Source organism: Agrobacterium sp. NPDC058088 (genome assembly GCF_042885035.1).
In the GTDB taxonomy this organism is placed as follows: Bacteria; Pseudomonadota; Alphaproteobacteria; order Rhizobiales; family Rhizobiaceae; genus Agrobacterium.
This window is the reverse complement of the sequence record NZ_JBHVSU010000001.1, coordinates 310,614-335,632: the sequence shown is the minus strand read 5'-3', so window position 1 is coordinate 335,632 and position 25,019 is coordinate 310,614. Positions and strand designations below refer to the sequence as shown.

Annotated in this window: 25 protein-coding genes; 12 read left to right on the top strand and 13 right to left on the bottom strand. The window is 60.4% G+C overall.

Going from position 1 to position 25,019, the window contains the following annotated elements; genetic code table 11:
• Nucleotides 1–8: 8 nt before the first annotated feature.
• Complete coding sequence (locus tag ACFVTJ_RS01675) at nt 9–284, bottom strand: hypothetical protein (protein ID WP_080790104.1); 276 nt, start codon at nt 282–284, stop codon at nt 9–11.
• Between the two features lie 129 nt (nt 285–413).
• Between ACFVTJ_RS01675 and hemF the strand changes: the two genes are divergently transcribed.
• The 3 genes from hemF (at nt 414) to ACFVTJ_RS01660 (ending at nt 2,016) form a co-directional block, all read left to right on the top strand.
• A complete protein-coding gene (gene hemF / locus ACFVTJ_RS01670) occupies nt 414–1,325 on the top strand; it encodes an oxygen-dependent coproporphyrinogen oxidase (RefSeq protein WP_386904077.1) in 912 nt (303 codons plus the stop codon).
• A gap of 121 nt (nt 1,326–1,446) precedes the next feature.
• Complete coding sequence (locus ACFVTJ_RS01665) at nt 1,447–1,713, top strand: hypothetical protein (RefSeq protein WP_386904075.1); 267 nt, start codon at nt 1,447–1,449, stop codon at nt 1,711–1,713.
• A 117-nt stretch (nt 1,714–1,830) separates the two neighbouring features.
• A complete protein-coding gene (locus ACFVTJ_RS01660) occupies nt 1,831–2,016 on the top strand; it encodes a DUF1059 domain-containing protein (protein WP_386904073.1) in 186 nt (61 codons plus the stop codon).
• 26 nt (nt 2,017–2,042) lie between these two features.
• Here the strand turns inward: ACFVTJ_RS01660 and ACFVTJ_RS01655 are convergent, their stop codons facing one another.
• From ACFVTJ_RS01655 to ACFVTJ_RS01645, 3 genes are read right to left on the bottom strand one after another with little or no spacing between them, the layout of a single operon-like run.
• Nucleotides 2,043–3,299, bottom strand: coding sequence for a CCA tRNA nucleotidyltransferase (locus tag ACFVTJ_RS01655; protein WP_386904071.1), 1,257 nt, complete (start codon nt 3,297–3,299; stop codon nt 2,043–2,045).
• Nucleotides 3,296–3,928, bottom strand: a complete 633-nt coding sequence (locus tag ACFVTJ_RS01650) for an NUDIX hydrolase (RefSeq protein WP_386904070.1) — start codon at nt 3,926–3,928, stop codon at nt 3,296–3,298. The genes ACFVTJ_RS01655 and ACFVTJ_RS01650 overlap by 4 nt, the downstream gene beginning before the upstream one ends.
• Complete coding sequence (locus tag ACFVTJ_RS01645) at nt 3,925–4,554, bottom strand: DUF1285 domain-containing protein (protein ID WP_386904068.1); 630 nt, start codon at nt 4,552–4,554, stop codon at nt 3,925–3,927. Before ACFVTJ_RS01645 ends, ACFVTJ_RS01650 begins: the two co-directional genes overlap by 4 nt.
• A gap of 174 nt (nt 4,555–4,728) precedes the next feature.
• On the opposite strand from ACFVTJ_RS01645, the gene ACFVTJ_RS01640 reads away from it, so the two are divergent.
• From ACFVTJ_RS01640 to ACFVTJ_RS01620, 5 genes are all read left to right on the top strand, one after another.
• Complete coding sequence (locus ACFVTJ_RS01640) at nt 4,729–5,739, top strand: AAA family ATPase (RefSeq protein WP_386904067.1); 1,011 nt, start codon at nt 4,729–4,731, stop codon at nt 5,737–5,739.
• 38 nt (nt 5,740–5,777) lie between these two features.
• Nucleotides 5,778–6,692 (top strand): DUF58 domain-containing protein, encoded by a 915-nt coding sequence (locus ACFVTJ_RS01635; RefSeq protein WP_386904065.1) that lies wholly within the window; start codon nt 5,778–5,780, stop codon nt 6,690–6,692.
• The gene (locus ACFVTJ_RS01630) at nt 6,689–9,499 is read left to right on the top strand and encodes a DUF4159 domain-containing protein (RefSeq protein ID WP_386904063.1); all 2,811 of its coding nucleotides are present in this window, start codon (nt 6,689–6,691) and stop codon (nt 9,497–9,499) included. Before ACFVTJ_RS01635 ends, ACFVTJ_RS01630 begins: the two co-directional genes overlap by 4 nt.
• A 1-nt stretch (nt 9,500) precedes the next feature.
• Entirely contained in the window at nt 9,501–11,585 is a 2,085-nt protein-coding gene (locus tag ACFVTJ_RS01625) for a hypothetical protein (RefSeq protein ID WP_386904061.1), read from the top strand.
• 85 nt (nt 11,586–11,670) lie between these two features.
• Complete coding sequence (locus tag ACFVTJ_RS01620; protein WP_386904059.1) at nt 11,671–12,084, top strand: GNAT family N-acetyltransferase; 414 nt, start codon at nt 11,671–11,673, stop codon at nt 12,082–12,084.
• A 3-nt stretch (nt 12,085–12,087) separates the two neighbouring features.
• On the opposite strand, the gene ACFVTJ_RS01615 is transcribed toward ACFVTJ_RS01620, so the two are convergent.
• Nucleotides 12,088–13,041: a LysR substrate-binding domain-containing protein gene (locus ACFVTJ_RS01615; protein WP_386904057.1), complete on the bottom strand. Its 954-nt coding sequence runs from the start codon at nt 13,039–13,041 to the stop codon at nt 12,088–12,090.
• A gap of 86 nt (nt 13,042–13,127) precedes the next feature.
• Between ACFVTJ_RS01615 and ACFVTJ_RS01610 the strand changes: the two genes are divergently transcribed.
• Complete coding sequence (locus ACFVTJ_RS01610; RefSeq protein ID WP_386904055.1) at nt 13,128–14,093, top strand: MBL fold metallo-hydrolase; 966 nt, start codon at nt 13,128–13,130, stop codon at nt 14,091–14,093.
• A 49-nt stretch (nt 14,094–14,142) separates the two neighbouring features.
• Here the strand turns inward: ACFVTJ_RS01610 and ACFVTJ_RS01605 are convergent, their stop codons facing one another.
• Together ACFVTJ_RS01605 and ACFVTJ_RS01600 are read right to left on the bottom strand one after the other, a co-directional pair.
• Nucleotides 14,143–15,456: an MFS transporter gene (locus ACFVTJ_RS01605; protein ID WP_386904053.1), complete on the bottom strand. Its 1,314-nt coding sequence runs from the start codon at nt 15,454–15,456 to the stop codon at nt 14,143–14,145.
• 306 nt (nt 15,457–15,762) lie between these two features.
• Nucleotides 15,763–16,332: a GNAT family N-acetyltransferase gene (locus ACFVTJ_RS01600; protein ID WP_386904051.1), complete on the bottom strand. Its 570-nt coding sequence runs from the start codon at nt 16,330–16,332 to the stop codon at nt 15,763–15,765.
• 295 nt (nt 16,333–16,627) lie between these two features.
• On the opposite strand from ACFVTJ_RS01600, the gene ACFVTJ_RS01595 reads away from it, so the two are divergent.
• Complete coding sequence (locus tag ACFVTJ_RS01595; RefSeq protein WP_386904049.1) at nt 16,628–17,620, top strand: glutathione S-transferase family protein; 993 nt, start codon at nt 16,628–16,630, stop codon at nt 17,618–17,620.
• Between the two features lie 17 nt (nt 17,621–17,637).
• Here ACFVTJ_RS01595 and ACFVTJ_RS01590 read toward each other — a convergent pair whose 3' ends face one another.
• Entirely contained in the window at nt 17,638–18,129 is a 492-nt protein-coding gene (locus tag ACFVTJ_RS01590; protein WP_386904048.1) for an NUDIX domain-containing protein, read from the bottom strand.
• Between the two features lie 66 nt (nt 18,130–18,195).
• Between ACFVTJ_RS01590 and ACFVTJ_RS01585 the strand changes: the two genes are divergently transcribed.
• Nucleotides 18,196–19,161 (top strand): metallophosphoesterase family protein, encoded by a 966-nt coding sequence (locus ACFVTJ_RS01585; RefSeq protein ID WP_386904046.1) that lies wholly within the window; start codon nt 18,196–18,198, stop codon nt 19,159–19,161.
• Between the two features lie 194 nt (nt 19,162–19,355).
• Here the strand turns inward: ACFVTJ_RS01585 and leuA are convergent, their stop codons facing one another.
• The 4 genes from leuA to ACFVTJ_RS01565 form a co-directional block, all read right to left on the bottom strand.
• Nucleotides 19,356–21,065, bottom strand: coding sequence for a 2-isopropylmalate synthase (gene leuA / locus ACFVTJ_RS01580; protein WP_386904044.1), 1,710 nt, complete (start codon nt 21,063–21,065; stop codon nt 19,356–19,358).
• A gap of 365 nt (nt 21,066–21,430) precedes the next feature.
• On the bottom strand, nt 21,431–22,609 hold the full coding sequence (locus ACFVTJ_RS01575; RefSeq protein WP_386904042.1) for a benzoate/H(+) symporter BenE family transporter: 1,179 nt from the start codon (nt 22,607–22,609) through the stop codon (nt 21,431–21,433).
• An 81-nt stretch (nt 22,610–22,690) separates the two neighbouring features.
• Entirely contained in the window at nt 22,691–23,335 is a 645-nt protein-coding gene (locus ACFVTJ_RS01570; protein WP_386904040.1) for an NrsF family protein, read from the bottom strand.
• On the bottom strand, nt 23,332–23,847 hold the full coding sequence (locus ACFVTJ_RS01565) for a sigma-70 family RNA polymerase sigma factor (RefSeq protein WP_386904038.1): 516 nt from the start codon (nt 23,845–23,847) through the stop codon (nt 23,332–23,334). Before ACFVTJ_RS01565 ends, ACFVTJ_RS01570 begins: the two co-directional genes overlap by 4 nt.
• A gap of 218 nt (nt 23,848–24,065) precedes the next feature.
• Between ACFVTJ_RS01565 and ACFVTJ_RS01560 the strand changes: the two genes are divergently transcribed.
• On the top strand, nt 24,066–24,323 hold the full coding sequence (locus tag ACFVTJ_RS01560; protein ID WP_386904036.1) for a pentapeptide MXKDX repeat protein: 258 nt from the start codon (nt 24,066–24,068) through the stop codon (nt 24,321–24,323).
• 71 nt (nt 24,324–24,394) lie between these two features.
• Here the strand turns inward: ACFVTJ_RS01560 and ACFVTJ_RS01555 are convergent, their stop codons facing one another.
• Nucleotides 24,395–24,976, bottom strand: a complete 582-nt coding sequence (locus ACFVTJ_RS01555) for an ATP-dependent Clp protease proteolytic subunit (protein WP_142840408.1) — start codon at nt 24,974–24,976, stop codon at nt 24,395–24,397.
• Nucleotides 24,977–25,019 lie beyond the last annotated feature (43 nt).

The following is a 25,019-nucleotide window of genomic DNA, read 5'->3' as shown; positions in this document are numbered from 1 at the left end:
TCTAAAATTCAATCGGCCGAAGGCAAACGCCGCATGGTGAATTCGATGCGGTCGCCTTCCAGCTGCCGCCAGCTTTCCACTTCCGTCCAATAGGCGGCCTTGGGAAAGCTGTCGAACCATTCGCGCGCCTTGGCGCGTGCCTCTTCGCGCCCAAGACAGAAGGTCTGGCGCACGAACATGCCGTCACGCTTTTGCTCACCGCCGGCGCTTTCGCGTTCCCTGCGGTGATTGGCGATCCTGCGCTTCAGCCCGTCGAGGGGCGGCGGTCCGGCAAATTTCGTCATGATATTCACCTCTGGCACCTAGATCGATAAAGATAGTAGCGGCGCGCCGCCTTGGCGAGTCGAATTTGTGCGCAGCGCAAACACCTGCTAGACGCGGCAGGGAACGGACTTCATCGCAGGAGATAAGACATGGAACGGCCAATCTTGCCGAAGGGCTTGCCCGAGGACATTGAAGACAAGAAGGCCGTTGCCCAAGCCTGGTTCCAGCACCTGCGCGACACCATCGTCACCTCCTTTGAAACGCTCGAAAACGAGCTCGCCGGTCCCTTGTCCGATCAGGAGCCCGGCCGCTTCGTGCAGAAGGACTGGCTGCGCGACAATGGCGAAGGCGGCGGCGGAAAGATGTCGATGATGGAAGGCCGCGTCTTCGAGAAGGTCGGCGTGCACACCTCCACCGTCTATGGGGAGTTCTCGCCGGAATTCCGCAAGCAGATACCCGGCGCGGAAGAAGACCCCCGCTTCTGGGCGTCAGGCATTTCGCTGATTGCCCATCCGGTCAATCCCAACGTCCCGGCCGTACATATGAATACCCGCATGGTCGTCACCACCAGCCACTGGTTCGGCGGCGGTGCGGATCTGACGCCGGTGCTCGGCCGCAGACGGACGCAGCAGGACGCAGACACCCAGCTGTTCCACCGCGCCTTCGAAATCACCTGCAACCGCCACCCGGTCGCGGACTATCCGCGATACAAGAACTGGTGCGACGACTATTTCTTCTTGAAGCACCGTAACGAGCCACGCGGCACCGGCGGCATCTTTTTCGATTGGCTGCACCCTGATGAGGAAAAAGGCGGCTGGGACGCCAATTTCACCTTCGTGCAGGATGTCGGCCGCGCCTTCAATCTGGTCTATCCAAAAATCGTGCGATCCAATTTCAACCAGAACTGGACGGAAGAGGACCGCGACGAGCAGCTTATCCGCCGCGGCCGTTACGTGGAATTCAACCTGCTTTACGACCGCGGTACCATCTTCGGTCTGAAGACCGGCGGCAACGTCGAATCGATCCTCTCGTCGCTGCCGCCGGTGGTGCGCTGGCCTTAAAAACCTCACGCAAATTTGACGCTCATCAGCCATTTTGTCGCAAATAGCGCAAATTAGGACTTATGGAAAAATCAAGGCAATGATAGTCTCCTCCCGCAGACGTACTGGAGGAGCTATCGTCATGATTACTTCGAACAGCATGCCTATTTCTGCTTCCCCTAAGGAAGCACCGCAATCCATCGACACCCCCGAATTGATTGACCGCCTGGCCGCGGAAATGCGTGCTACGGGCGATCGCGAACTGCCGCATTCCTTTTATGTCGAGCAGGTAAAGCGCACGCTGGCCGGAAAGACGGTGAAGCGTGCCGATAATGACGAAATGCCTCACACAAAAATCCCGGCCGCTGGCACTTCCTCTGTTTTCCAGTGCTGGGCAATGCCCGAATAAGGGCCTGAACAGGCCCGGCGGACGCCGCTCTGGAACATAAGCGGCGAACGTTCGTTTCTTTCGGAGGGACAGCATTCATGTCAATGCTGTTCCCCGCTTGAACAGGGAGGCAAGACCATGAGACTGTTTGAATGTGGAACGCTTGTGCCGGGCTGCGCCTGGCATACACGCGCAGATGACGACGCTGAAGTTGTCCGCCGCACGGTGGACCATATGCGCTCCGCCCATGGCGAAACTGTCATCCGCGAAAACATGATCGAAAACATTAAGGCCCGCATCCGCGACGAGGCGAATGCGGCTTAGGCAGCAACGCTTTCGCTGCTGCGACTTCAATTCTCCAGCATTTCCTTTAACCGGGCGGTCAGCGCTGCCCGGTCGAGCGAGAAATTGACGTCGATCCACTTTTCCTCGAGGCTTTTCAGCACCTCGCCCACCTTTGGACCGGCGTCCACACCTGCCGCCATCACATCTGCGCCGCTGAGCGGGAATCCTGGCTTCTGGAATTTTTCCGCCCTCGCCAGCAGCGTCGAAAGACGCGCAACCTTCTGCATGGCCACATCACCGGCCGAAAGATCGGCACGCGCCGAAGCCAGCGCGAGTTTCAGCCGCGCCTTCACACCCTCGACACCCTGCCGGTAAAGCAGCCGGTCCAACGCCGTTTCCTTCATCTCGGGATCGACGGCAGGGGCAGAGGCCCAATGGATCAAATACCCCGCCTCGGCCTTCGATAGCCGCAGCCGCGTAGCAAGCTTAGCGACTCTGTCCCTGTCCGGCGGCACGATGGCGGCAAGCCGCAGCATTGGGTCCACTTTCCAGCCAAGAGCCTGTTCCGCCGCCACCAGTCCGTGAATGGCGTCGATGCCCCATTTTTCCGTCTCGGGCAGAATCTCCGTCAAAACGCCCGATTGGCGCATCCACAGAAGCGCACGGGAGGGATCGCGGGCGGCCAGCAGCTTCTTCGTCTCGCTCCAGACCCGCTCAGCCGAAAGTGTCCCAAGTTTGTCCTTGGCACGCGCGCTCGCCCGCAAACCATCGGCATCGGGACGGCCGGAGCCGTAATGGGCAAAAAATCGAAAAAACCTGAGAATCCGCAGGTAGTCTTCGGAAATACGCATCGCCGCATCGCCGATGAAACGCACTGTTCCCGCTTCAATGTCCGACAGACCGTTGACGAGATCGATAATCTCGCCCTTCTCGTCAGCGTAGAGAGCGTTGATGGTGAGGTCCCGCCGTTCCGCGTCGGTCTGCCAGTCGGTGCCGAAAGCCACCTGGGCGTGGCGGCCATTGGTCTCGACATCACGGCGTAGCGTCGTCACCTCGTAGCCCTCGCCATCGATGACAAGCGTCACCGTGCCATGGTCGATGCCGGTCGGCACGACCTTGATGCCCGCCGCCTTCGCCCGCGCAACCACCACATCAGGGGTCAGCGTCGTTGCCATATCGACATCGACGACCGGCAGGTCCATCAGCGCATTGCGCACCGCGCCGCCAACGATCCGTACCTCGCCGCCATCGGCGTTCAGAAGCGCGAAGATGCGCTTCAGCGCCGGTTTTTCGAACCAGTCCCGCCCGGCAAGGCTGCTCATGAATAAAACCTCTCGTAAATCGTCCTGACGATGCCCGCCGTAATGCCCCAAATGTAGCGTTCGCCATAGGGCATTTCGTAGAAAAACCGCTCCTTCCCCTGAAAGATGCGGCTGCCGCGACTGTGGTTCGCCGGGTCCATCAAAAAGGACAGCGGCACCTCGAAAACCTCATCCACTTCCGTTGGATTAAGCGTCAGTTCAAAGCCGGGGCGAACGATCGACAGCACCGGCTTGATGCGAAAACCCGTGCCTGAAATATAATCCGGCAGACGCCCGACCGTCTCCACGAAGGAGCGAGATAGACCGATTTCCTCTTCAGTCTCGCGCAACGCCGCCTCTTCCGGCGTGCGGTCTTCGGCATCGATGCCGCCGCCCGGGAAGGAAATCTGGCCGGAATGTTTACGCAGTGTCGATGTCCGCTGCGTGAAGATCACCCGCGCATCTTCGCCATCGTCGATAACAGGCACCAGCACGGCGGCATCCTTCAGCTTGATGCCGTTGCCGGACAGTACCACGCCCGGATTGAGCACATGGTCGCCGTTTTCCCGCTCGGCAACGCCCTCGCCGTCCTGCAGCACCCGGCGGCGGAAATCGCTGGCGGTAAAACCGTTGAGTGTCGTCATTGTCATTGCGAAAGCCGTTCAAGTTCCTTGGCCGGCATCACCGGAAAGATCACCCCGCCCGAGCGTACGGCGAACATGTCGATACCATCCACTTCGATCACGTCGCCGAGCGCGACGAGATCATACATGACAGCCCGCGAGATCAGCGCCTCCAGCCGGCCACGCACCAGAAGATAGGGCTTCAACTCCCGGTTTTCGCCGAAAATCTCGAACCGCAGCGGATGCTCCGGTCCCGCCTCGACCACATCGCCGACATTGGTTCGGAAGGTGAGCAGCGGTTCGCCATCATCCTCACCCGCCGTCACCTTCATTTCCACAGCAACGAAAGGCGCATCCAACACCCGGATGCCAACTTTTTCCACAGGAGTTACGAGGTAGGTTTTGCCGTCTTCATCCTTGCGCAGAACCGTGGAAAACAGGCGCACCAGCGGCGCTCTGCCAATCGGCGTGCCGAGGTAGAACCAGGTGCCATCGGCCCGGATTTCCATGTCGAGATCGCCGCAAAAAGGCGGATTCCAGCGCTCCACCGGGGCCGGCCCGCGCCTGGCGTCGCCGGCCTGTTCGGCGGCGCGGGAAATCATCGCCGCCAGCCCTGCCGCATCGCCTGCCGAATTTATCGTCTCCGCTGCCATATTCGAGTCTCGCTTTGCCGATAAGGAAATACTAAGTCACGACATAGTCATTCGAATGGCGCTTGTCAGCGGCCAAGAGAGCAATAAGCTATATGCAGCGCAAAATCCGCCCCGGCCCGCGGACAGCAAACCGGGATGCAATTGTGACAGCGACGAAGGTATGAGGAGAGTGACATGGGCGTGATGAATACCGGTGAAACCCTCGATGAAAAGGCCATCGTCGCCTCGGCCGAGAAGGCCCTTTCCGATATTGCAGCCATCCGCACGGAAGTCTCCAAGGTCATCTTTGGCCAGGAAAAGGTGGTGCAGAACACCCTTCTCGCCATCCTCTCCGGCGGCCATGCCCTTCTTGTCGGCGTTCCCGGGCTTGCCAAGACCAAGCTCGTCACCACGCTCGGCACCGTGCTTGGCCTTGATGCCAACCGCATCCAGTTCACGCCGGACCTGATGCCATCAGATATTCTCGGCTCCGAAGTCATGGATCAGGACGAAAACGGTCGCCGCTCGTTTCGTTTCATCAAGGGCCCGATTTTCGGCCAGCTGCTGATGGCTGACGAAATCAACCGCGCCAGCCCGCGCACGCAGTCAGCGCTGCTGCAGGCCATGCAGGAATATCACATCACCATGGCCGGCCAGACCTATGAGCTGCCGAAACCGTTCCACGTTCTTGCGACGCAAAACCCGCTGGAGCAGGAAGGCACCTATCCGCTGCCCGAAGCCCAGCTCGACCGTTTTCTCCTTCAGGTCGATGTCGGTTATCCCGAACTCGCCGCCGAACGCCAGATCCTGCTCGACACCACGGGCACTGCCTCGGGCGAAGCGCGCGGCGTGATCGATGCCGGACGTTTGATGGAAATCCAGGCCCTCATCCGCCAGATGCCCGTCAGCGATAAGGTAGTGGACGCGATCCTGTCGCTCGTCCGCTCCGCCCGCCCCGGCCATGGCAACAAGCTGACCGATAAAAACGTTGTCTGGGGTCCGGGTCCCCGCGCCGGCCAGTCGCTGATGCTGACGGCCCGCGCCCGTGCGCTCTATGAAGGCAGGCTCGCCCCATCGCTGGACGATGTCCATGCACTGGCCGAACCGGTGCTGGAACACCGCATGGCGTTGACTTTTGCGGCCCGCGCCGAAGGCATGTCGGTGCGCGATGTCATCGCAGCGCTTGTGGAGCAGGCGAAGAACTGAACGCATCCCAGGCCTAAATTTTCGCGAAAGGACTGCATGTGGCATCCATCGGCCAGATCGTAGACAAGACGCCGGGTAGCGAAGTTCTGGCGCGTGCGCGCCAGCGCGCTGCTCTGGTGCCGGACTGCATGGTCGAGGCAAAGCGTATCGCCAACACCGTCACCGCAGGCTGGCACGGCCGCCGCAAGCGCGGTATCGGCGAAAATTTCTGGCAGTTCCGCCCCTATGCCGAAGGCGAAAGTCTGTCACGTATTGACTGGCGCCGCTCTGCCCGCGACGACCATACCTATGTGCGTGATCGCGAATGGGAAGCGGCCCATACAATCTGGCTCTGGGCTGACATGTCGCCGTCGATGATGTTCAAATCTACCCTCGGCTCCGTATCCAAGGAAAGCCGGGCGCTCGTACTGATGCTGGCGCTGGCGGAAATCCTCGCGCGCTCGGGCGAACGCATCGGTTGCCCCGGCATCATGGAGCCGGTCTCAGCCAGAAACGCCGCCGAACGTCTGGCCACCGCCATCATGCACGCGCCGCTCACATCAGGCATGCCGGAAACAGGCATGATCCGTGGCGCAAGCGACATCGTTCTCATCGGCGATTTTCTGGATGATGCGAAAAGCGTCATGGAACGGATTTCACCGCTCGCCCGTCGCGGCCTGCGCGGCCATGTCGTGGAAGTCGCCGATCCCGCTGAAGAAACCTTTCCCTATTCCGGCCGCACCGAATTCAGTGATCCCGAGACGGGCGAAAAACTGGTGTCTGGCCGCGCCGAGACCATTCGCGAAGACTATACCCGCGCCTATCTCGCAAGGCGCGAAGCGCTGTCCTCATCGCTGCGCCGTCTTGGCTGGAACTTCGTGTTCCATCGCACCGACCATCTCGCTTCCGAGGCGCTGGTCGCCATGCACATGTATCTCTCCGGCGCGCCGGCACAGGGCGGTGGCCACCGATGAGCGCATTGCCTTTCGTCTTCACCAGCCCCTATATCCTCTTCGGCTTGCTGGCGCTGCCGGCCATCTGGTGGCTGCTGCGGCTGACCCCGCCGCGCCCCAAGGCGGAGGTCTTTCCGCCGCTGAAGATTCTGGCAACGGTGCTGAAGCGCGAGGAAACGCCGTCTAAAAGCCCGTGGTGGCTGACCCTTCTGCGCATGGCGCTCGCCGCCGCCGTGATTTTTGCGCTTGCCGATCCGGTGGTGAACCCACGCAACAACAGCATTGCCGGCAGCGGCCCGCTGGTGCTCGTGGTCGATAACAGCTGGGCCTCCGCGCCCGACTGGGAAAGACGCATTGCAACCGCTCAAGCCCTGATCGGCGACGCCGAGCGGGCCGATCGCCCCGTTTCCATAAGTTTCACCGCCGACGCCGAAAATGACGCCGTGCCGGGAACGACAGCCGTTGCACTGGAAAAGCTGGCCGCGGCAAAGCCGAAGCCGCTCGTACCAGATCGTATCCGCACGGCTGAAGCCATAACCGAAGCGCTGAACGGCACGCCCCCCGGCACGCTCGCCTATATCACCGACGGCGTGCAAACCGCGCAGGATGAAAGCGCGATGCGAACACTCGCCAGCCTCTCCCCCACCGAGTTCCGCATGGTGAAGGACGACGGCAAGGCTATCGCCGCCATTACCGGCGCCACCAACAATGCCGATGCGATGAGCGTGACGCTTTCACGGCTCGACACAACCGAAGCCGCCCGGCTGACCGTTAATGCGCAGGACAGCCAGGGCCGCATCCTCGCCAACGGCGCCGCCAGCTTCGCGCCCGGCGAGGCCGAAACCACCGCAACGGTGGAAGCGCCGTTCGAACTGCGCAACGATTTCGCCCGCCTCTCCCTCGAAGGCGTCTCGACGGCAGGTGCCGTGCATCTTCTCGATGATGGTTTCCGCCGCCGCCGTGTGGCGCTGCTGGCGGGCGAAACCGGCAATGATTTCCAGCCGCTGCTGCAACCGCTTTATTACATCAGCCGCGCGCTTCAGCCTTTTGTCGATCTCATTCCGCAGCGGCAGGCCGATCTGGCGCAGGCAATCCCGGAAATCCTGCAATCCAACCCCTCCGTCATTGTCATGGCCGATATCGGCCGTCTGCCGCAGGAAACCTACGAGCCGATGCAGAAATGGCTTGCGGGTGGTGGCACTTTGATCCGCTTCGCCGGGCCGCGCCTTGCCGCAGCACCCGCCGACGACCCGCTGGTGCCGGTGACGCTGAGACAGGGTGAACGCGCACTCGGCGGCGCGCTCTCCTGGGCAGAACCACAGCCGCTTGCCGATTTCCCTGCATTCGGCGCTTTCGCCGGCATGCCGAAAGCCGATGGCATTCTCGTCAAACGCCAGGTTCTGGCCGAGCCGACACCGGACCTCGCCGAACGCACCTGGGCAAGCCTTGCCGATGGCACGCCGCTCGTCACCACCCGCACTATTCAGGCGGGCCGCATCGTGCTGTTCCATGTCAGCGCTGAGGCGAGCTGGTCCGACCTGCCTATCTCAGGCCATTTCGTCGATATGCTGCGCCGTATCGTGCAACTGTCGAAAGCGGGCGGCGCTTCGGCCTCCGCCAATGCCCCAGCAGCAGCCCTGCCCCCGTTCCGGCTGCTGACGGCAGAAGGAGCGCTATCTGCCGAAATCGGCACTGCCCGGCCGCTGGAAATGCGCGCGGGCCAGCCTCCGCGCACCGGTTTCGACAATCCTCCCGGCCTTTACGGCACAGAGGATGGTTTCGTGGCTCTCAATCTTTTAGCCGCAGGTGCGACGCTGCGCCCGTTCGATACCTCTGCCGCCGGTGTCAGCATGTCAAGCGAAGCCTTGATCGGCGAAACCGCGAAATCGCTGCGCCCTGCCCTCTTCATCGCTGCGTTCCTGATGCTGATCGCCGACAGCCTGATCGTGCTCTTCATGAACGGCGCCTTCGCCCGCCTGCCGAAAGCCCGTAGCGCGACAGTGGCCACAATGCTGCTGGCGCTTGGTGCCTTTGCCGCCATGGCGCCAAACGACGCCCGTGCCGACGATCCCAAACCCGGCGACGAGCAGATATTCGAGCGGCTGGAAACCACCCATCTCGCTTATGTCCGCACCGGCGAAGACGATGTCGACCGCATTTCAGAACAGGGTTTGCAGGGTTTGAGCGAATTCCTGACCTGGCGCACGACACTGGAGCCCGGCCAGCCGGTCGGCCTCGATATTTCCAAGGACGAATTGTCCTTCTATCCGATCATCTACTGGCCTGTTTCGGCCTCCGCCCCGATGCCGTCCAGCGCCGCTATCTCGCGCATCGATGCGTATATGCGTGCCGGTGGCACCGTTCTGTTCGATACGCGTGACCAGTTCTCTTCGCTCGATACCGGCGCGACCAGCCCTAACGGCGAACGCCTGCAGGCGATTCTCGCCAATATCGATATTCCGCCGCTGGAGCCCGTGCCGGAAGACCACGTTTTGACGCGCTCCTTCTACCTGCTCACCAATTTCCCCGGCCGTTACAACGGCTCACCGCTCTGGGTGGAATCGCGCCAGGGTGCGGCCAAGACCACCTCCGGCCTTTCCTCCTCCGGTGACGGAGTGACGCCGATCATGATAACCGGCAATGATTTCGCCGGCGCATGGGCCGTCGATGCGCAGGGCGCACCGGTTCTGCCCACCGTGCCGCCTGACGAGATGCAGCGCGAACATGCCTTCCGCTCCGGCGTCAACATCATGATGTATATGCTGACCGGCAACTATAAGGCCGATCAGGTCCATGTTCCGGCACTTCTCGAACGGTTGGGGCAGTGACATGACATTGACTTTCGCCCCCTTCCTGCCGTGGATCGTGATCGCCATTCTGGCTGTCGCAGCACTTCTTCTCTCCTTCATCGGCCTGTGGCGCGGCGTGCGCGGCGCATGGCTGCGCGGGCTGGCGCTCGCCGCGCTTCTCGCCGCAATAGCCAATCCGCTTCTGACGCAAGAGGAACGCGAACCGCTTTCCACCATCGTGCCCGTCATCGTGGACCGCTCGCAGAGTCAGGACGTGCAGGACCGGCCGCAGATGACGGACACCGCCTTGAACGCGCTGAAAGACCGGCTGTCCCGCTTCCCGCGCATCGAGCCGCGTATCGTTGAAGTGCGCGATAATGGCGAGAGCGATTCGCCCTCGACCCAGCTTTTTTCGGCGCTGTCCTCCGCCGTTTCGGATGTCTCGCCTTCCCGCGTGGGTGGCGCGATTTTCCTCAGCGACGGCCAGATTCACGATATTCCGAACGCCCTGCCAAACGCCGAGCAGGCGCTCGGCTTCCGCGCGCCCGTGCACGGCCTGATCACTGGCAAGGCGGATGAGTTCGATCGCCGTATCGAGATCGTTCGCGCCCCGCGCTTCGGTATCGTCAACGAGGAACAGCAACTGACGCTGCGCGTCTTTGACGACGGTCGCCCCGCCGGCGGTGGTTCGGCGGAAGTGACCGTGAAGATGAACGGTGAGGAAATCGCCACGCTACAGGCCACCCCCGGCCAGCCGACACCATTCAATTTCAAGGTTCCGCGCGGCGGCAACAATGTCATGGAGTTTTCCGTCGCCGAGATCCCGGGCGAAGTGACTGTTGCCAATAACCGCGCCGTTCACCTGATCGAAGGCATCCGCCAGAACCTGCGCGTGCTGCTCGTCTCCGGCGAACCGCACGCCGGCGAACGGGCGTGGCGCAACCTCCTGAAATCCGACGCCTCGGTCGATCTGGTGCATTTCACCATTCTGCGCCCACCGGAAAAGCAGGACGGCACACCGATCAACGAACTCTCGCTGATCGCCTTCCCTACCCGCGAGCTGTTCGTTGAGAAGATCAATGATTTCGATCTCATCATCTTCGACCGCTACCAGCATCGCGGCGTGCTACCGATCCTCTATTATGATTACATCGCCCAATATGTCGAAAAAGGCGGCGCGCTGCTGATTGCCGCCGGGCCGGAACATGCTGGTCAGGATTCGATCGCCATGACACCGCTCGCCTCCGTGCTGCCGGCGCAGCCGACCGGTCAGGTGCATCAGGCCGCCTTCTACCCGCGCCTTTCGGAAGCGGGCAAGAAACACCCCGTCACCCGCGGGCTTGAAGGCTCGGGCAACGAGCCGCCCCAATGGGGCCGCTGGTTCCGCACCATCAGCGTCGACCCGCCGCAGGGCCAAACCGTGATGCTGGGAGATGGTCAGGACCCGCTGCTGGTGCTCAACCGGCAGGGTGAAGGCCGTGTCGCCATGCTGTTGTCCGATCAGGGCTGGCTCTGGGCGCGTGGTTATGAGGGCGGCGGCCCGCATGTGGCGCTTTACCGCCGCATCGCCCACTGGCTGATGAAAGAACCCGAGCTTGAGGAAGAGGCACTGACGGCGCGCGCCAACGGCCGCACCCTGCAGATCACCCGCCAGACCATCGGCGACGATCCCGGTCAGGCCAGCGTGCGTTTCCCTTCCGGCAAGACGGAGAACATGGCGTTCACCAGCAGCGAGCCCGGTCTCTACAGAATCGAACGCCGCATGGATGAAACCGGCCTGTTCGAGATCAAAAATGGCGATTTCACCACTCTCGTGCATGTCGGCGCGGTGGACGCACCCGAATTCAAGGCAATGATTTCAACGACCGAAACGCTGAAACCGCTGGCCGATGCCACGAAGGGCAGCGTGCATCGTGTGGCGGATAATTCCGGCCGCATCGCATTGCCGGATATTTTGCCGGTTCGCGGCGATATCAGGGTTGCCGATGAGGATCGCATGCTGATACGCATGACCGACGAGACGGTACTGAAAGGCGTCAACACCCTGCCGCTCTTTGCCGGTTTTGCCGGGCTCGGCGCCCTGCTCCTTGCCTTCTCCGCGCTCTGGTGGCGTGAAGGCCGGTAAAGCCCTCGGCCTGGCGCCAGCGTCGGGTTTTCCGTCTCCAGCGTGAAACCGAAAGCGGTCGCCACCCGGCGTCTGGAGAACAGGCATGAATTTCATTTTGAGCGATGTTGCCGACGCGGAAGTCGAAAAGGCAATTCGGGAGCCGTTGGTGGCCTACAACATCGCCCGCTTCGGCGAGAGCGACAAACGCGAGCTCACCATCACTATTCGCGATGAAGACAATACCGTCACCGGCGGCCTGGTTGGCCACACCGCCCGCGGCTGGCTTTATGTGCAGCTTCTTTTCGTGCCGGAGACAATGCGCGGACAAGGCACTGCCTCGAAACTTCTGTCCATGGCCGAAGATGAGGCAAGAAAGCGCGGCTGCGTCGGCGCTTATATCGACACAATGAACCCGGATGCGCTCAGAACCTATGAGCGTTACGGCTTCACCAAGATCGGCGCGCTCGGGCCGCTTTCCAGCGGCCAGTCGATCACCTGGCTGGAGAAGCGATTTTAGTCTCTAAGCGGCGATTCCCGCCAGACTAGCCTCAGCCGTTCGGCCCATGGCGGCGCGGATCTGCTGGCGCAGCCACACGGAGCCGGCATCCGCATCGGTCTGCAAGGTCCAGACCATGGCTACCGGCGGGAAATTCAACGTCACCGGCACCGGGCTTGTTTCGAGCCCCAGCATCGGAGCGTAACGCTGCGCGATCCGCGAGGAGACCGTCGCAAGCACGGCTGATGACCGTGCCGTGGCCAGCACGGAGAGAAAATCCGGTGCGGCGGCAACGACGTCGATCTCCAATCCGCTCAGTTCCAGCGCGTCCTTGATGCAGCCGTGCAGGCTGTCTGTCTGCGATATCACCGCGTGCTTGGCTGACAGATAGTCGTCCAGTCCAACGGGATTGGGCAGATCAAGCAAAGCCGGGTTAAAACAGCAAAGCACGCTGGAGGAATAAAGCGGCTCGCAATGGTGCCGCTGCTCCTTCGAATAGGTGCATCCAACAGCCATGTCGATCACGCCCGTGTCCAGCATCGCCGTGATTTCCTGCTCCTGCCCGTTGCGGGCGAGGATTCGGATGCCGGGTGCGATTTCGCGCAGCCGCGCCGTCAGATCCGGCAAAAGCAACAGCTCGACCTCGCTCGACATGCCGAGGCGGAATGTCCGGCGCTCCGTCGCTGGATCGAAGACGTCAGCGGTCATAACCGCCGCCTGCGCCTGTCTCAGCGCCTGCCGCACCGGTCCCGCCAGATTGAGCGCCCGCGCCGTTGGCTTCATCTCCTGCCCCACGCGAATGAAAAGCTCATCCTGAAACAGGGTACGCAGCGTCGAGATATTATGGCTCATCGCCGGCTGCTGGATTTTCAGCCGCCGCGCGGCGCGCGTCACGTTCATCTCTTCCATCATCGCATCGAAAGCGACGAGAAGATTAAGGTCGAAGGAACGGAGATTGAAATGATCGATAGTTCGCATAAGTCACATCGATTTGATTGCTGGCCTCCCTACACTTAGCTGGAGTGCGGAAAGTTTCAAGACGTTCCCTAACTCAGGAGCCTTTAATGCCATCACGTCGCTCACTTCTCAAAGGCGCCGCCAGCGCCATCTTTGCAGCCCCTTTCATTGCGCCCTCCCTCGCCTTTGCCAAAGCGCCGCTTGCTGCCACCCAGGCACCCGGCTTCTACAGGCTGATGGTCGGCAAGGTGGAAGTCACCGCCCTGTCGGATGGCGTCGTCGCGTTGCCGCTTGCAAAGCTTTACACCAACACGACACCGGAACACGCCTCCAAGGTACTGAAGGATGCCTTCCTGCCGGACGAGACGCCGACCTCCGTCAATGCGTTTCTGGTCAATACCGGCGACAGGCTGGTGCTGATCGATGCGGGCACCGGCACCTATCTCGGCGCAAGCCTTGGCAAGCTCGTCGCCAATATCGAGGCCTCGGGCTACAAGGCCAGTGAGATCGACGACGTTATCCTCACACACATCCATACCGATCATTCCGGCGGACTGTCGGCGAATGGAAAACGCGTTTTTGCCAACGCGACCCTGCACGTCAACAAGCGCGAAGCCGCTTTCTGGCTGGATGAGGCAAAAGCGAAAGCAGCGCCCGAAGCGATGAAAAAATATTATGCCGAAGCGAGAGAGAGCATCCAGCCCTATATCGATGCCAGCAAATTTGAGACCTTTACCGATAACGCCGCGCCGGTGCCCGGTCTTGGCTCAATCCTTTACGCCGGTCACACACCTGGCCATAGTGCCGTCGTTCTGGAAAGCGATGGAAAGAAAATCGTCTTCTGGGGCGACATCACCCATGGCGATATCCTCCAGTTCGATGAACCCGATGTCGCCATCGAGTTCGACGTTGACCAGAAGGCAGCGGTCGTTGCTCGCGATCTGGCATTCAAACAGGCGGTAGAAGGCAAGTATCTGGTGGCAGGCGCCCACATCGCCTTCCCCGGAATCGGCCACGTGCGCACCGATAGCACCAATTATGATTGGCTGCCGGTGAATTACGCGGCGCTATGATAAGAAAGACGTGGCCCGATTCTAAAAGATCGGGCCATTGCCCTGGACTTCAGGTCAGCGCCACCTGGCGCGTTTCCGCATTGATCATCGTTGCGGCTATGGCCGCCAACACCAGCAAACCGGCAAAAATTCCGATTGCGACGCCAAAACCCTGCGCAATGGCATAACCGAGCAAAGACGGCGCCAACAGGCCGCCAAGCCGTGCCATCGCGCCCGCTGCTCCCATGCCGGTTGCGCGCGATTCGGTCGGATAAAGCTCCGGCGTAAAGGCGTAGAGCGCCCCCCAGGTGCCGAGAAGGGCAAAACTCATGATCAACAGCGAAGCCGCAATCATGACGCCCCCGACCGCGAGCGTGAACAGCAGGCAGCCGAGCGCAGACAGCAGGCAAAAGCCGATCAACGTCGGCTTGCGGCCCCATTTTTCAACGCCATAGGCGGCAAGCGCATAACCGGGGATCTGCGCCAGCGCCACCAGCACCAGAAAACCATAACCGCGCACAAAACCGAAACCGTCACCCGCCAGTTTCGCCGGCATCCAGGTGAAGACGCCGTAATAGGAAACGGAGACGAGGAACCAGATCGCGAGGATCATGAGGCTGCGCTGGCGCAAAGCAGGAGAAAAAATCCCCTGTCCCTTTCCGGCCTCGGGCTGGAAAAGCCCGGTTCCCACATCTAGCGGCGCGCGGCCATTCGTGACCAGCATGCGGTTAACGACGACCTTGGCTTCCTCCAATCGCCCTGTGCGCAGCAGGTAAAGCGGCGATTCCGGCACCAGAAAGCGCAAACCCAGACCCAGAACGGCCGGAAATGCCGTCACGGCAAAAATGTAACGCCAGGCATCGGCCACGCCGGCAAGGCTGGCACCCCAGGCCGCCAGCGCCACGATCAATGTCCCGACAGCCCAGAAGCCTTCAAGAAACACCAGCCAGCGTCCCCTGTTCTTCGCAGGCAGGAACTCGGCCATCATCGCATAATCCACCGGCAACGTGCCGCCCACAGCCGCGCCAGTGAGAAAACGCAGGATGAGCAGGATAGTGAAATCCGGCGAGAATATCGAAAGCACGCCGAACAGGGCGTCACAGGCGACGGTGACGATCAGCACACGGCGACGCCCATATCTGTCCGCCAGCCGCCCGAAACCAGCAGCGCCCAGCAGCATGCCGAAGAAGAACGCCGTTCCGGTCTGTAGCGCTTGCGGCACCGTCAGGCCAAAGGTTGCGGCAATCGAGGCAGCGGTGAAGCCAACCGCAAGAACCTGCATGGCATCAGCCGCCCAGACGAGGCCGAAAATGCCCATCAGCCGCCGTTGATAGGCGCCTGCGCCCGCGCGCTCAAGCGCATCATTCATGGTGATTGCCGTCATGCCCGCCCCCTTGCAGAAATCGACTTTTCCTAGCTATCGCATGGGGGAAGGAAACGGAATTGAATTCTGTGGAAGGGCGCTTACACGACCTGGCGAAACACGCGGGCCATTCCAGTATTCGAGCGACAAAACACCCGCGACCCCCATTCCTGTGCTTGTCACAGGAATCCAGCCGACGCGCGTCTGCGCGGCGAGAGTATCCTTTCACCCCAATGACTTGGGCTGGCTGGATCCCTGTGACAAGCACAGGGATGAGGAAAAGAGATGCTGCGGCGAGAAGCGTAAAGCCTCTTTTCAAGAGTTACATCAACCGTAAACCCGAAGAGGCTCCTCAAAACCCTCATCTTCCGCTGTCGCGGCCGGCATCACGACCTCGCATTTGCGCCAGCCGATCTTGCCCTTCAGCCGCTGATGAACATCGTCTCCAATTGGCACCACCAGCACCCGGTTCGGATCGACCGGACCCGGAAAATCGAGCGCCGCATAAGCGACCTTCTCGAAACCGAGCGGCATATAATAGGGCGGATCGCCAATCAGTATCACGGCTTCGGAGCCCTTGCGCCTTGCAGCCGCAATGGCGATCCGGACAAGTTCCCGGCCGATGCCCTTGTTCTTGTGCGAAGGCCGAACGGCAAGCGGGCCAAGCATATGCCCCTTCACGCCACCGGCCAGAACCGGTGTCATGCGCACCGAGGCAATCGTCTCGCCATCATCGGCGCAGACGAAGGACAGCGACCGGTCATGCGGACCCTGCTCGCGAATGCGGGCTGCCGCACGGGTGTGCCGGCCGGGACCAAATGCTTCTTCATTGATGACTTCGATGATGGCGTCGTGCGACGCGTCCTCGGTGAGGTAGACAAGATCGTGCTTGGACATGAAGAGACCGAAACTTCCAAAATGCGGATGCGACAATAGATGACGGCTGCGCCGGTTAGGGCGTTCAGGAGCGTCAGCGTCGTCGGAGCATCCGTGGTTCGATCATAGTCAGCAATTTCCTCAGATTTGTGAAAATCGCAATTATCAGGAAAATAACGACCCGTCCAGAACAAATCTCGCCGCCATCCCATTCAGTTCACGCAGGACCGGAAACGCATTGTTCAATGCCTTGCGGGTTCGCGGCCTCGCGCAAAACAGGTAGGATCGCGTCAAGGAAACAATCAAGGAGATCGTCATGGGCATGCTGGTGGAAGGCTTATGGAAAGACGTCTGGTATGACACCAAGGAAACCAAGGGGCACTTCAAGCGCAGCGCCTCGCAATTCCGCAACTGGGTAACAGCGGACGGCGCGGCTGGCCCTTCAGGAGAAGGCGGTTTTGCGGCAGAGACGGACCGCTACCATCTCTATGTTTCACTCGCCTGTCCCTGGGCGCACCGCACGCTGATTTTTCGCAAGCTGAAGAAACTGGAAGACCTGATTTCCGTCTCCGTCGTCGATCCGTTGATGCTGGAGAACGGCTGGGAATTCCGGCCAGAAGGTGAGCGCACACCGGGCGCGACCGAGGACCATCTCTTCGGTTTCTCCAGATTGTGGCAGGTTTATACCAAGGCTGACCCTAAATATTCCGGGCGCGTCACCGTGCCGGTCCTCTGGGACAAAAAGGGCGGCACCATCGTTTCCAACGAATCGGCGGAAATCATCCGCATGTTCAACTCCGCCTTCAACGACCTCACCGGATCGGACGCGGATTATTATCCCGAGGCGTTGCGCGCCGAGATCGATGCGCTGAATGACGTCATCTATGACACCGTTAACAACGGCGTCTACAAGGCCGGTTTCGCCACGACACAGGATGCCTATCAGCAAAATGCCGTGAAGGTGTTCGAAACGCTGAATATGCTGGAAGATCGCCTCAAGGATCGACGTTTCCTGTTTGGTGCGGAGCAGACGGAAGCGGACTGGCGCCTGTTCACCACGCTGGTGCGGTTCGACCCCGTTTATGTTGGCCATTTCAAGTGCAACATCCGCCGCATCCACGACTATCCGCACCTGACGGGTTACCTGCGCGATCTCTACCAGACGCCGGGCGTGCCTGACACGGTGGATATGCGCCACATCAAGGAACATTATTACCGCAGTCACCTCACCATCAACCCGACCGGCATCGTGCCTGTCGGCCCGGAGCTGGATCTGACCATGGCCCATGGTCGCGAGACGCTTGCCTGACGGAAGGGCCGTCGCCGCTACCAGTAGTCGGCAATCGCCGCTTCGCCGGAGAGTTCGGCAAGGCGGCGGCGGGTGGCAGGCGTCACCCCTTCCGGCAGGTCCGAAAGGTCGAAAAAGCCGCTTTCCGCTATTTCGTGATCCGGCTCTTTCGGCCGGGTCTGGGTGACATCCAGCCGGTAAAGCGCGACGTGGTCGCGATTGCTGCCTTCCAGATTGAGATAGACGTGGAAAAACTCCGGCTTTGAGGCCGCTTCGAGATTGCCTTCCTCGCGGATTTCCTTGTGCAGCGCCGCGATCAGCGTCTCGCCGCGTTCCACTCCACCTCCCGGCAGATACCAGCCCGGCAGATACGTATGCCGCACCAGAAAAATCCTCCCCTTTTCATCGAAACAGACAGCACGCACCCCAAGCGTGGCGCCCCGCGTGAGCAGGAAAATGAAATGCAGAAAGCGGATGAAGACACGCATATGGAACGGACGGGCCTGCCGCTCGGTTGTTTCGTCATTCACCCCGGTTTCTCCACTCTGGCAGGCTTTTATTGGACGTGCCGCATATCATAGGTTATCTCTGCCGCCATGTTCAAACTTGCGCATATTTCAGACGTCCATTTAGGGCCACTGCCAAAACTCACTTTCCGGGAACTTGCATCCAAGCGTATCACCGGTTTCGTCAATTGGCACCGCAACCGTCGCAAACATCTCTTCACCGACACGCTGGAAAAGCTGCTCGATGATCTGGAGGCGAAGTCGCCGGATCATCTGGCTATTACCGGCGATCTCGTCAATCTTGCGACCGGCATTGAAATTCGCGCCGCCGCCGACTGGCTGGAGGAAGTGGGCGAGCCCGAAAAAACCTCCGTCGTTCCCGGCAATCATGATGCTTATGTTTCCGGCGCGCACGACAAGGCCATGCAAGCCTGGTATCCTTATGTGCGCGGCGATGGCGACCCGGCGGAATGGGATGAGGACCGCAAGATTTTCCCCTATATGCGCGTGCGTGGCCCCGTGGCGCTGATCGGCTGTTCCACCTCGATTGCCACGCCGCCTTTTTCGGCCACCGGCTATTTCGGCAACCGGCAGGCCCGTGCCACGGCCGAGCTTTTGAAAAAAGCCGGTGACCAGGGCCTTTTCCGCGTTGTGATGATCCATCACCCGCCGATTCGGGGAGCCACCGCCGCTCACAAACGCATGTTCGGCGTTCGCCGTTTTGCAGCGGCGCTGGGCGTCGGCGGCGCGGAACTCGTGCTGCATGGTCATACGCATTTGAACACTGTTTATTGGCTGAATACGCATCACGGGGAAGACCATATTCCGGTCGTCGGCATCGCGTCTGCGAGCCAGGGGCCGGGCGGGGAAAAACCGCGCGCGGCCTATAATCTCTTTCACATTTCCGGTGGGCCGGGAACGTGGAGCGTCGCCTGCGAACGGCATAGTCTCAATGAGACGGGGACCGGCGTGGCGCTGGAGGATGTGAGGGTGTTTTATGAAAACGGGCGGCCGTTGGGTTTTTCGCGGCCGGCGGAGCAGAGCCCGGAAGAGTGAGACGTTGGAGGGTGGGTTACCCCCCTCTGTCCTGCCGGACATCTCCCCCTCAAGGGGGGAGATCAGCAGGAAGCACTACCGCCATTTCATTCACAAACGTTGAGAGGGGCGAGACCTGTCCGCGAGTCGATCTCCCCCCTTGAGGGGGAGATGCCCGGCAGGGCAGAAGGGGGTAAGCCCACCCTCAAGCCGACTTATTTCGCCCGCTCTTCCAGCACCCGATTGGCCGCCGAAACGATCGCCTCCAGCGACGCCCCAACAATATTCGTATTGACCCCTGCCCCGAACAGCTTACCGCCCGGATGCTCCATCTCGACATAAGCAATAGCCGAAGCATTCGAGCCGTGCTGCAACGAATGCTCGGAATAATCATTCACTGAGAGATCGATGCCGAGATAAACCGACAGCGCATTGATGAAACCATCGATGGGCCCGGTGCCCTTGCCCTCGATACGCTTCACCTCACCATTATCGGTAATCTCGGCGGCAACGATGCGCACGCCCTTGAAATCACCGGCCGGATAGGTGTGGTGATCAACGAACTTGATGCGCGCATTCGGCTGCGTCACATAACGCTCGATAAAGCGCTCATAGATGCGCTTGGCCGGCAGCTCGACACCCTCTTCGTCGGTGATGCGCTGGATATCCTCGCGGAACTCCACCTGCAAATTGCGCGGCAGGTTGATGCCGTAATCCTGCTGGAGAATATAAGCGATCCCGCCCTTGCCCGATTGCGAGTTGATGCGAATGATCGCCTCGTAGGAACGGCCGACATCCTTCGGGTCGATCGGCAGATAGGGCACTTCCCACACCGGATGGTTGGCGACCTTGATCGCCTTCATACCCTTGTTGATGGCATCCTGATGCGAGCCGGAAAAGGCCGTATAGACCAGTTCGCCGACATAAGGGTGGCGCTCGGGGATCGTCATTTCGTTGGAATATTCATACACCGCCTTGATACGCTCGATATCGCGGCAATCCAGTTCAGGGTCGACGCCCTGCGTATACATGTTCAGCGCCAGCGTCACGACGTCGACGTTACCCGTACGCTCGCCATTGCCGAACAGCGTGCCTTCGACGCGGTCGGCACCCGCCATCAGGCCCAGTTCCGTCGCAGCGATGCCCGTGCCGCGGTCATTATGCGGATGCAGGGAGATGATGACGTTTTCGCGATTGTCGATATTGCGGCACATCCATTCGATCTGGTCGGCATAGATGTTCGGCGTCGCCATTTCCACCGTCGACGGCAGGTTCAGGATCAGCTTGTTGTCGGCCGTCGGCTTCACAACCTCGACTACGGCGTTGCAGATTTCCAGCGCCACTTCCAGCTCTGTGCCGGTGAAGCTCTCAGGCGAATATTCGAAGCGGTAACCGCCGCCGGCCTTCGCCGCCATGTCGGTAATCATCTTGGCCGCATCAACCGCAATCTGCTTGATCCCGTTTACATCCTTGCCAAACACCACACGGCGCTGCAGTTCCGAGGTGGAATTGTAGAAATGGATGATCGGCTTGTTGGCGCCTTCCAGCGCTTCGAACGTGCGGGTGATCAGTTCCGGGCGGCACTGCACCAGGACCTGCAACGACACATCGTCAGGCACATTGCCCTCTTCCACACACCAGCGGGCAAAATCGAAATCCGTCTGCGAGGCCGACGGGAAACCGATCTCGATTTCCTTGAAACCCATTTCCAGCAGCAGCTTGAACATGCGGGCCTTGCGGTCATGACCCATAGGGTTGACCAGCGACTGATTGCCGTCGCGCAGGTCTACCGAACACCAGATCGGCGCCTTGTCGATGGTCTTGCCCGGCCAGGTGCGGTCGGGGATATTGATGGTCGGGTAAGGGCGATACTTCACGCTCGCGTCGCTCATGCCCTTGGAAATGTTAGTGATCTTGCCGTCCATATCGCTTCCTCCTTGCGCGGTCCGCGGGCGTCTGAAGCCATCGGCGGATGCGCGGCCCTTGAGAGCCTAAATCCAGTATAAAATGAGATTTCGAGTTGAGGAGCGTTTGCACCAGCGGGCTTTCGGCCGCCGGGCGCTCCTCACTGGACCCGGCAACCGCGTGTAAGGTCGAGGCTAAGAAGCGAGAGTGCACCGCACGGCGAGGCCTTCGCAGAAATCTGCGCGCTCATGCCGAAAATGGTTGCGATGCGGTTGCTCATGGTGACGTGTATAAACAGCAGCTGGCGGTCTGACAAGTGATGTTGTGCGGCGCGGCCTTATTTTCCGACCCTGCCAGTCTCCAGCCTTTCGGTGGTCCATTCTGCCTAACCACGCTTCACCACCCGCTGCAACGCCATCATCAACCCGCCGCCGATCAACCCCCAGAAGGCTCCGGAAACACCGCCGAACGAGAGCCCGGACGCCGTGATGAGAAAGGTGATCGCCGCTGCCTCGCGGGTTTCCGGCTCTTTGAAAGCCGCGACCGCCGAGCCGGCAAAGGCGCCGACCAGCGCCAGTCCCGCCACCGCCTGAATGAGGATGGGCGGCGCGAGCGCCACAAAGGCGGTCACCCCACCGGCCAGCAGGCCGAAGATGATATAACCGATACCGGCGATGATGGCCGACCAGTAGCGTCGTTTCGGGTCAGGATGGGCATCCTCGCCCGCGCACATTGCGGCAGTGATTGCCGCAAGATTGACCGCATGGCCGCCGAAGGGCGTTGAAAGCAGCGAGAAGAAACCGCTCGCGGCGAAAAGCGGTCCGGGCTGCGGATCGTAATGATTAACCTTCAGCACCGCGATACCGGGAATATTCTGCGAGGCCATGGTAACGATGAAGAGCGGCAGCGCGATGGAGACGACGGCGTGCAGGCTGAAGGTGGGCGTCACCCATTCCATCGGCGGCGTCAGCGATTGCGCCACGCTGTCGAGAGCGCCCGCGGGAATATCGACACCGAAGATCATGACAAGCACGAAGGCCGCAAGCGCCGCAGGCACGGCGAAAAGCCGCCGGAAAGCGCCCACCACGATCCAGGCAAGAATGATTGGCAAGCCGAGCGCCGCGTTGAAACCGATTGCCTTGATCGGCGCGTAACACAGGCCGATGATGACCCCGGAAAGCATGGCATTGGCCAGCGGTGCTGGAATAGAGGCGACCGCCCTTCCGAGCGGCCTGAACAGGCCGGCAATGATGATCAGGATCGCGCAGACGACGAAGCCACCGACGGCAGCCGGAAAACCACCCTCGATCACCCCCGTGGTCGCCAGCAGGGCGCCTCCGGGCGTCGACCAGGCCATGCTGATGGGCATCCGCGTGGCAACGGACAAAATAATGGCACAGAGACCCATCGCCACCGAAAGCGCCATCAGCCCTGATGCAGCCTGGAAATCCGTGGCACCGACAGCCTTAAGGCCCTGCAATATGACGGCGAAGGAGCTGGCGAAGCCGACAAAGGCGGTGAGGCACCCCATGAACAGGCTCTGGAAGGAAAGATCTTTCAGCATGGCGGTTTCCTGATTTTCACCGTCTTGAAGATCAAAAAACCTGCCTGATGGCAAGACATACTACGCGCTAACGGGTACGCCTCACCAACGCAGCAGCCGCGAACCGGTAAAAGCGCCGATCACGCCGGTTATGAGAATGCCGAGCGAGTACCAGATCAGCACGAAAGCCATGCCGTTTTCGGTGCAGAACCACGAATAGACCCAGGCCCCCGCCGCGCCGGCCGCAAGGCCAGCGGCGAAACCCGCAAGCGTGGGGTCGGTGGGGGCCGAACGCCTGAGAACCGAGAAATTCGCCAGAAACAGGGGCAGTGCAAAACCAACGATCAGGAACGGGCAATGCAGCGCCGATGATCCGATAATGAGGGTGCGATAGGTGCCCGGTAGAGCAAATCCAAGCTGGACCAGCGCTATCACCGCCATGGCGACAAAGATCACGGCAAGCCAGGCGAACAGGCCGCCTCTGTCGCCGTCCGGCCGCGCAAGACGCATGACGGCAAGAAATGCAGTCAGGGCCAGCAGGGCATTATAAGCGGATTTGACCCAGAAACCCGGTTCGGTCATCGCTTCGCTCATATCCCCGCGCAGCCCCAGAATCAGGAACATCATGAGGAGTGAAAAGCCGAGCGCCGGCAAGGCCGCGCGGGCCAGCCTGCGCTCAAGCGCAAACGCGGCCACGGGCTTCAGGTCACCCGCCAATTTTTCGATGATGTCTTCCGTCTTCCTCATGTGTCCCCCCGCAACTTTGCCGCCAGGACTTTCAGCGTTCTGTGAATGCCGACCCTCGCCGCAAGCTCGGTCTGTCCGGATTTTTCCGCCGCTTCGGCGATCGACTGGCCCTCAAGCTTCACCCTTCTGATGAGGTCGCGCTGCCGCTCGGGCAATTCATCGAGCAGTCGCTCGACGTCTATACGGGCCATGACCGCATCGACGGAAGGCTCCGCCTCCAGTGTTTCATCAAGTTCAACTTCCGAGAACATGCGCCTGCCTCTGCCCCGATAGTGATCGATGAGCTTGTAGCGCGCTATCGAGAAGAACCATGCCGTAAACGGTCGCGCACGATCATAGGTCTCCCGCTTGGCATGCAGCGACAACAGGGTTTCCTGCACAAGGTCTTCCATATCGGCGCGCGCGGCGCTGGCCATGCGCCGGCCGTAATAGGCGACTAGCAGCCGCCTCAAGGCATGGAGCAAATGCCTGTAGGAAGCTTCGTCCCCATCCAGGGAACGCAGCATCAACATTTTTAATGTTTCTTCCGAAGGGCTGCCAGTCATCTTCACTATCGGGTTATTCGCAATCGGCAGGGTATTGTTACATAGTGGCTCAAAAAAAATCTCGCCCGAAGTTAAAGTCACAAGCGCGTGAAGATGTAACGGTCGGCTGGTCGCACTCGAATGGACAATCGTGAACCCTCGGCACGATGCCGGCGGACACGCAACGACATCCAGAGGAGACCTTCATGACCCGCATCTTCACAGCCATTGCTACCGCCTCCCTCTTTTCCGCTCTGTCCTTTGCAGGCATCGCCCATGCCGACAGCATGAAGACCGATATGATGACGAAGGATACCATGCATAGCGACACCATGAAGGCAGAGACGATGAAAAAAGGCGGCATGTCCATGACCGGCAAAAAGGACTGCATGCACAAGGCCGGAATGCAGAAGGACAAGATGAAAAAGGCCGACATGATGAAGGCCTGTGACACCATGAAATGACACCAGCCTGAACGGAAAAAGCCCGCGCCAGTTTTGACTGGCACGGGCTTTTTCAACAGAAAGTCAGAAACTCAGAGTTCCGACTGGCTCTCGACGATCTTACCGACGAGGCCGTAGTCTTTCGCATCATCGGCGCTCAGCCAGTAGTCGCGATCGATGTCCTTGGCGATCTTTTCTTCGCTCTGGCCGGTGGCCTTTGAGAAGATCTTGATCAGGCGCTGGTTCATCTTGATGATTTCGCGGGCCTGGATTTCGATGTCGGATGCCATGCCGCGTGTACCGCCGGAGGGTTGATGCAGCAGGAAGCGGGTGTTCGGCAGGCAAAGGCGACGTTCCTTTGGCACCGAAACATAAATCAACGCGCCGGCGGAGGCGACCCAGCCCGTGCCGATGATGTAAACCTTCGGCTTGATGAACTTGATCATGTCATGAATGGAATCACCCGACTCGACATGGCCGCCCGGCGAATTGACGTAAACGCGAATGTCGTCGTCGCTGGCGGCGGCAAGGGCCACGAGCTGCGTGCAGACCTTCTGCGCCAGTTCCTGCGTAATGCCACCATAGATGAAGATCGAACGCGACTTGAAAAGATTCGCTTCCGTTTCCTTGCCGATCGGCAGTTCCTTGCTCTTGTCGTCTTCGTCTTCGTTCATCAACGGCTCTCTCCAGCGTAATTCTTGCATGCCCTTCGGACAT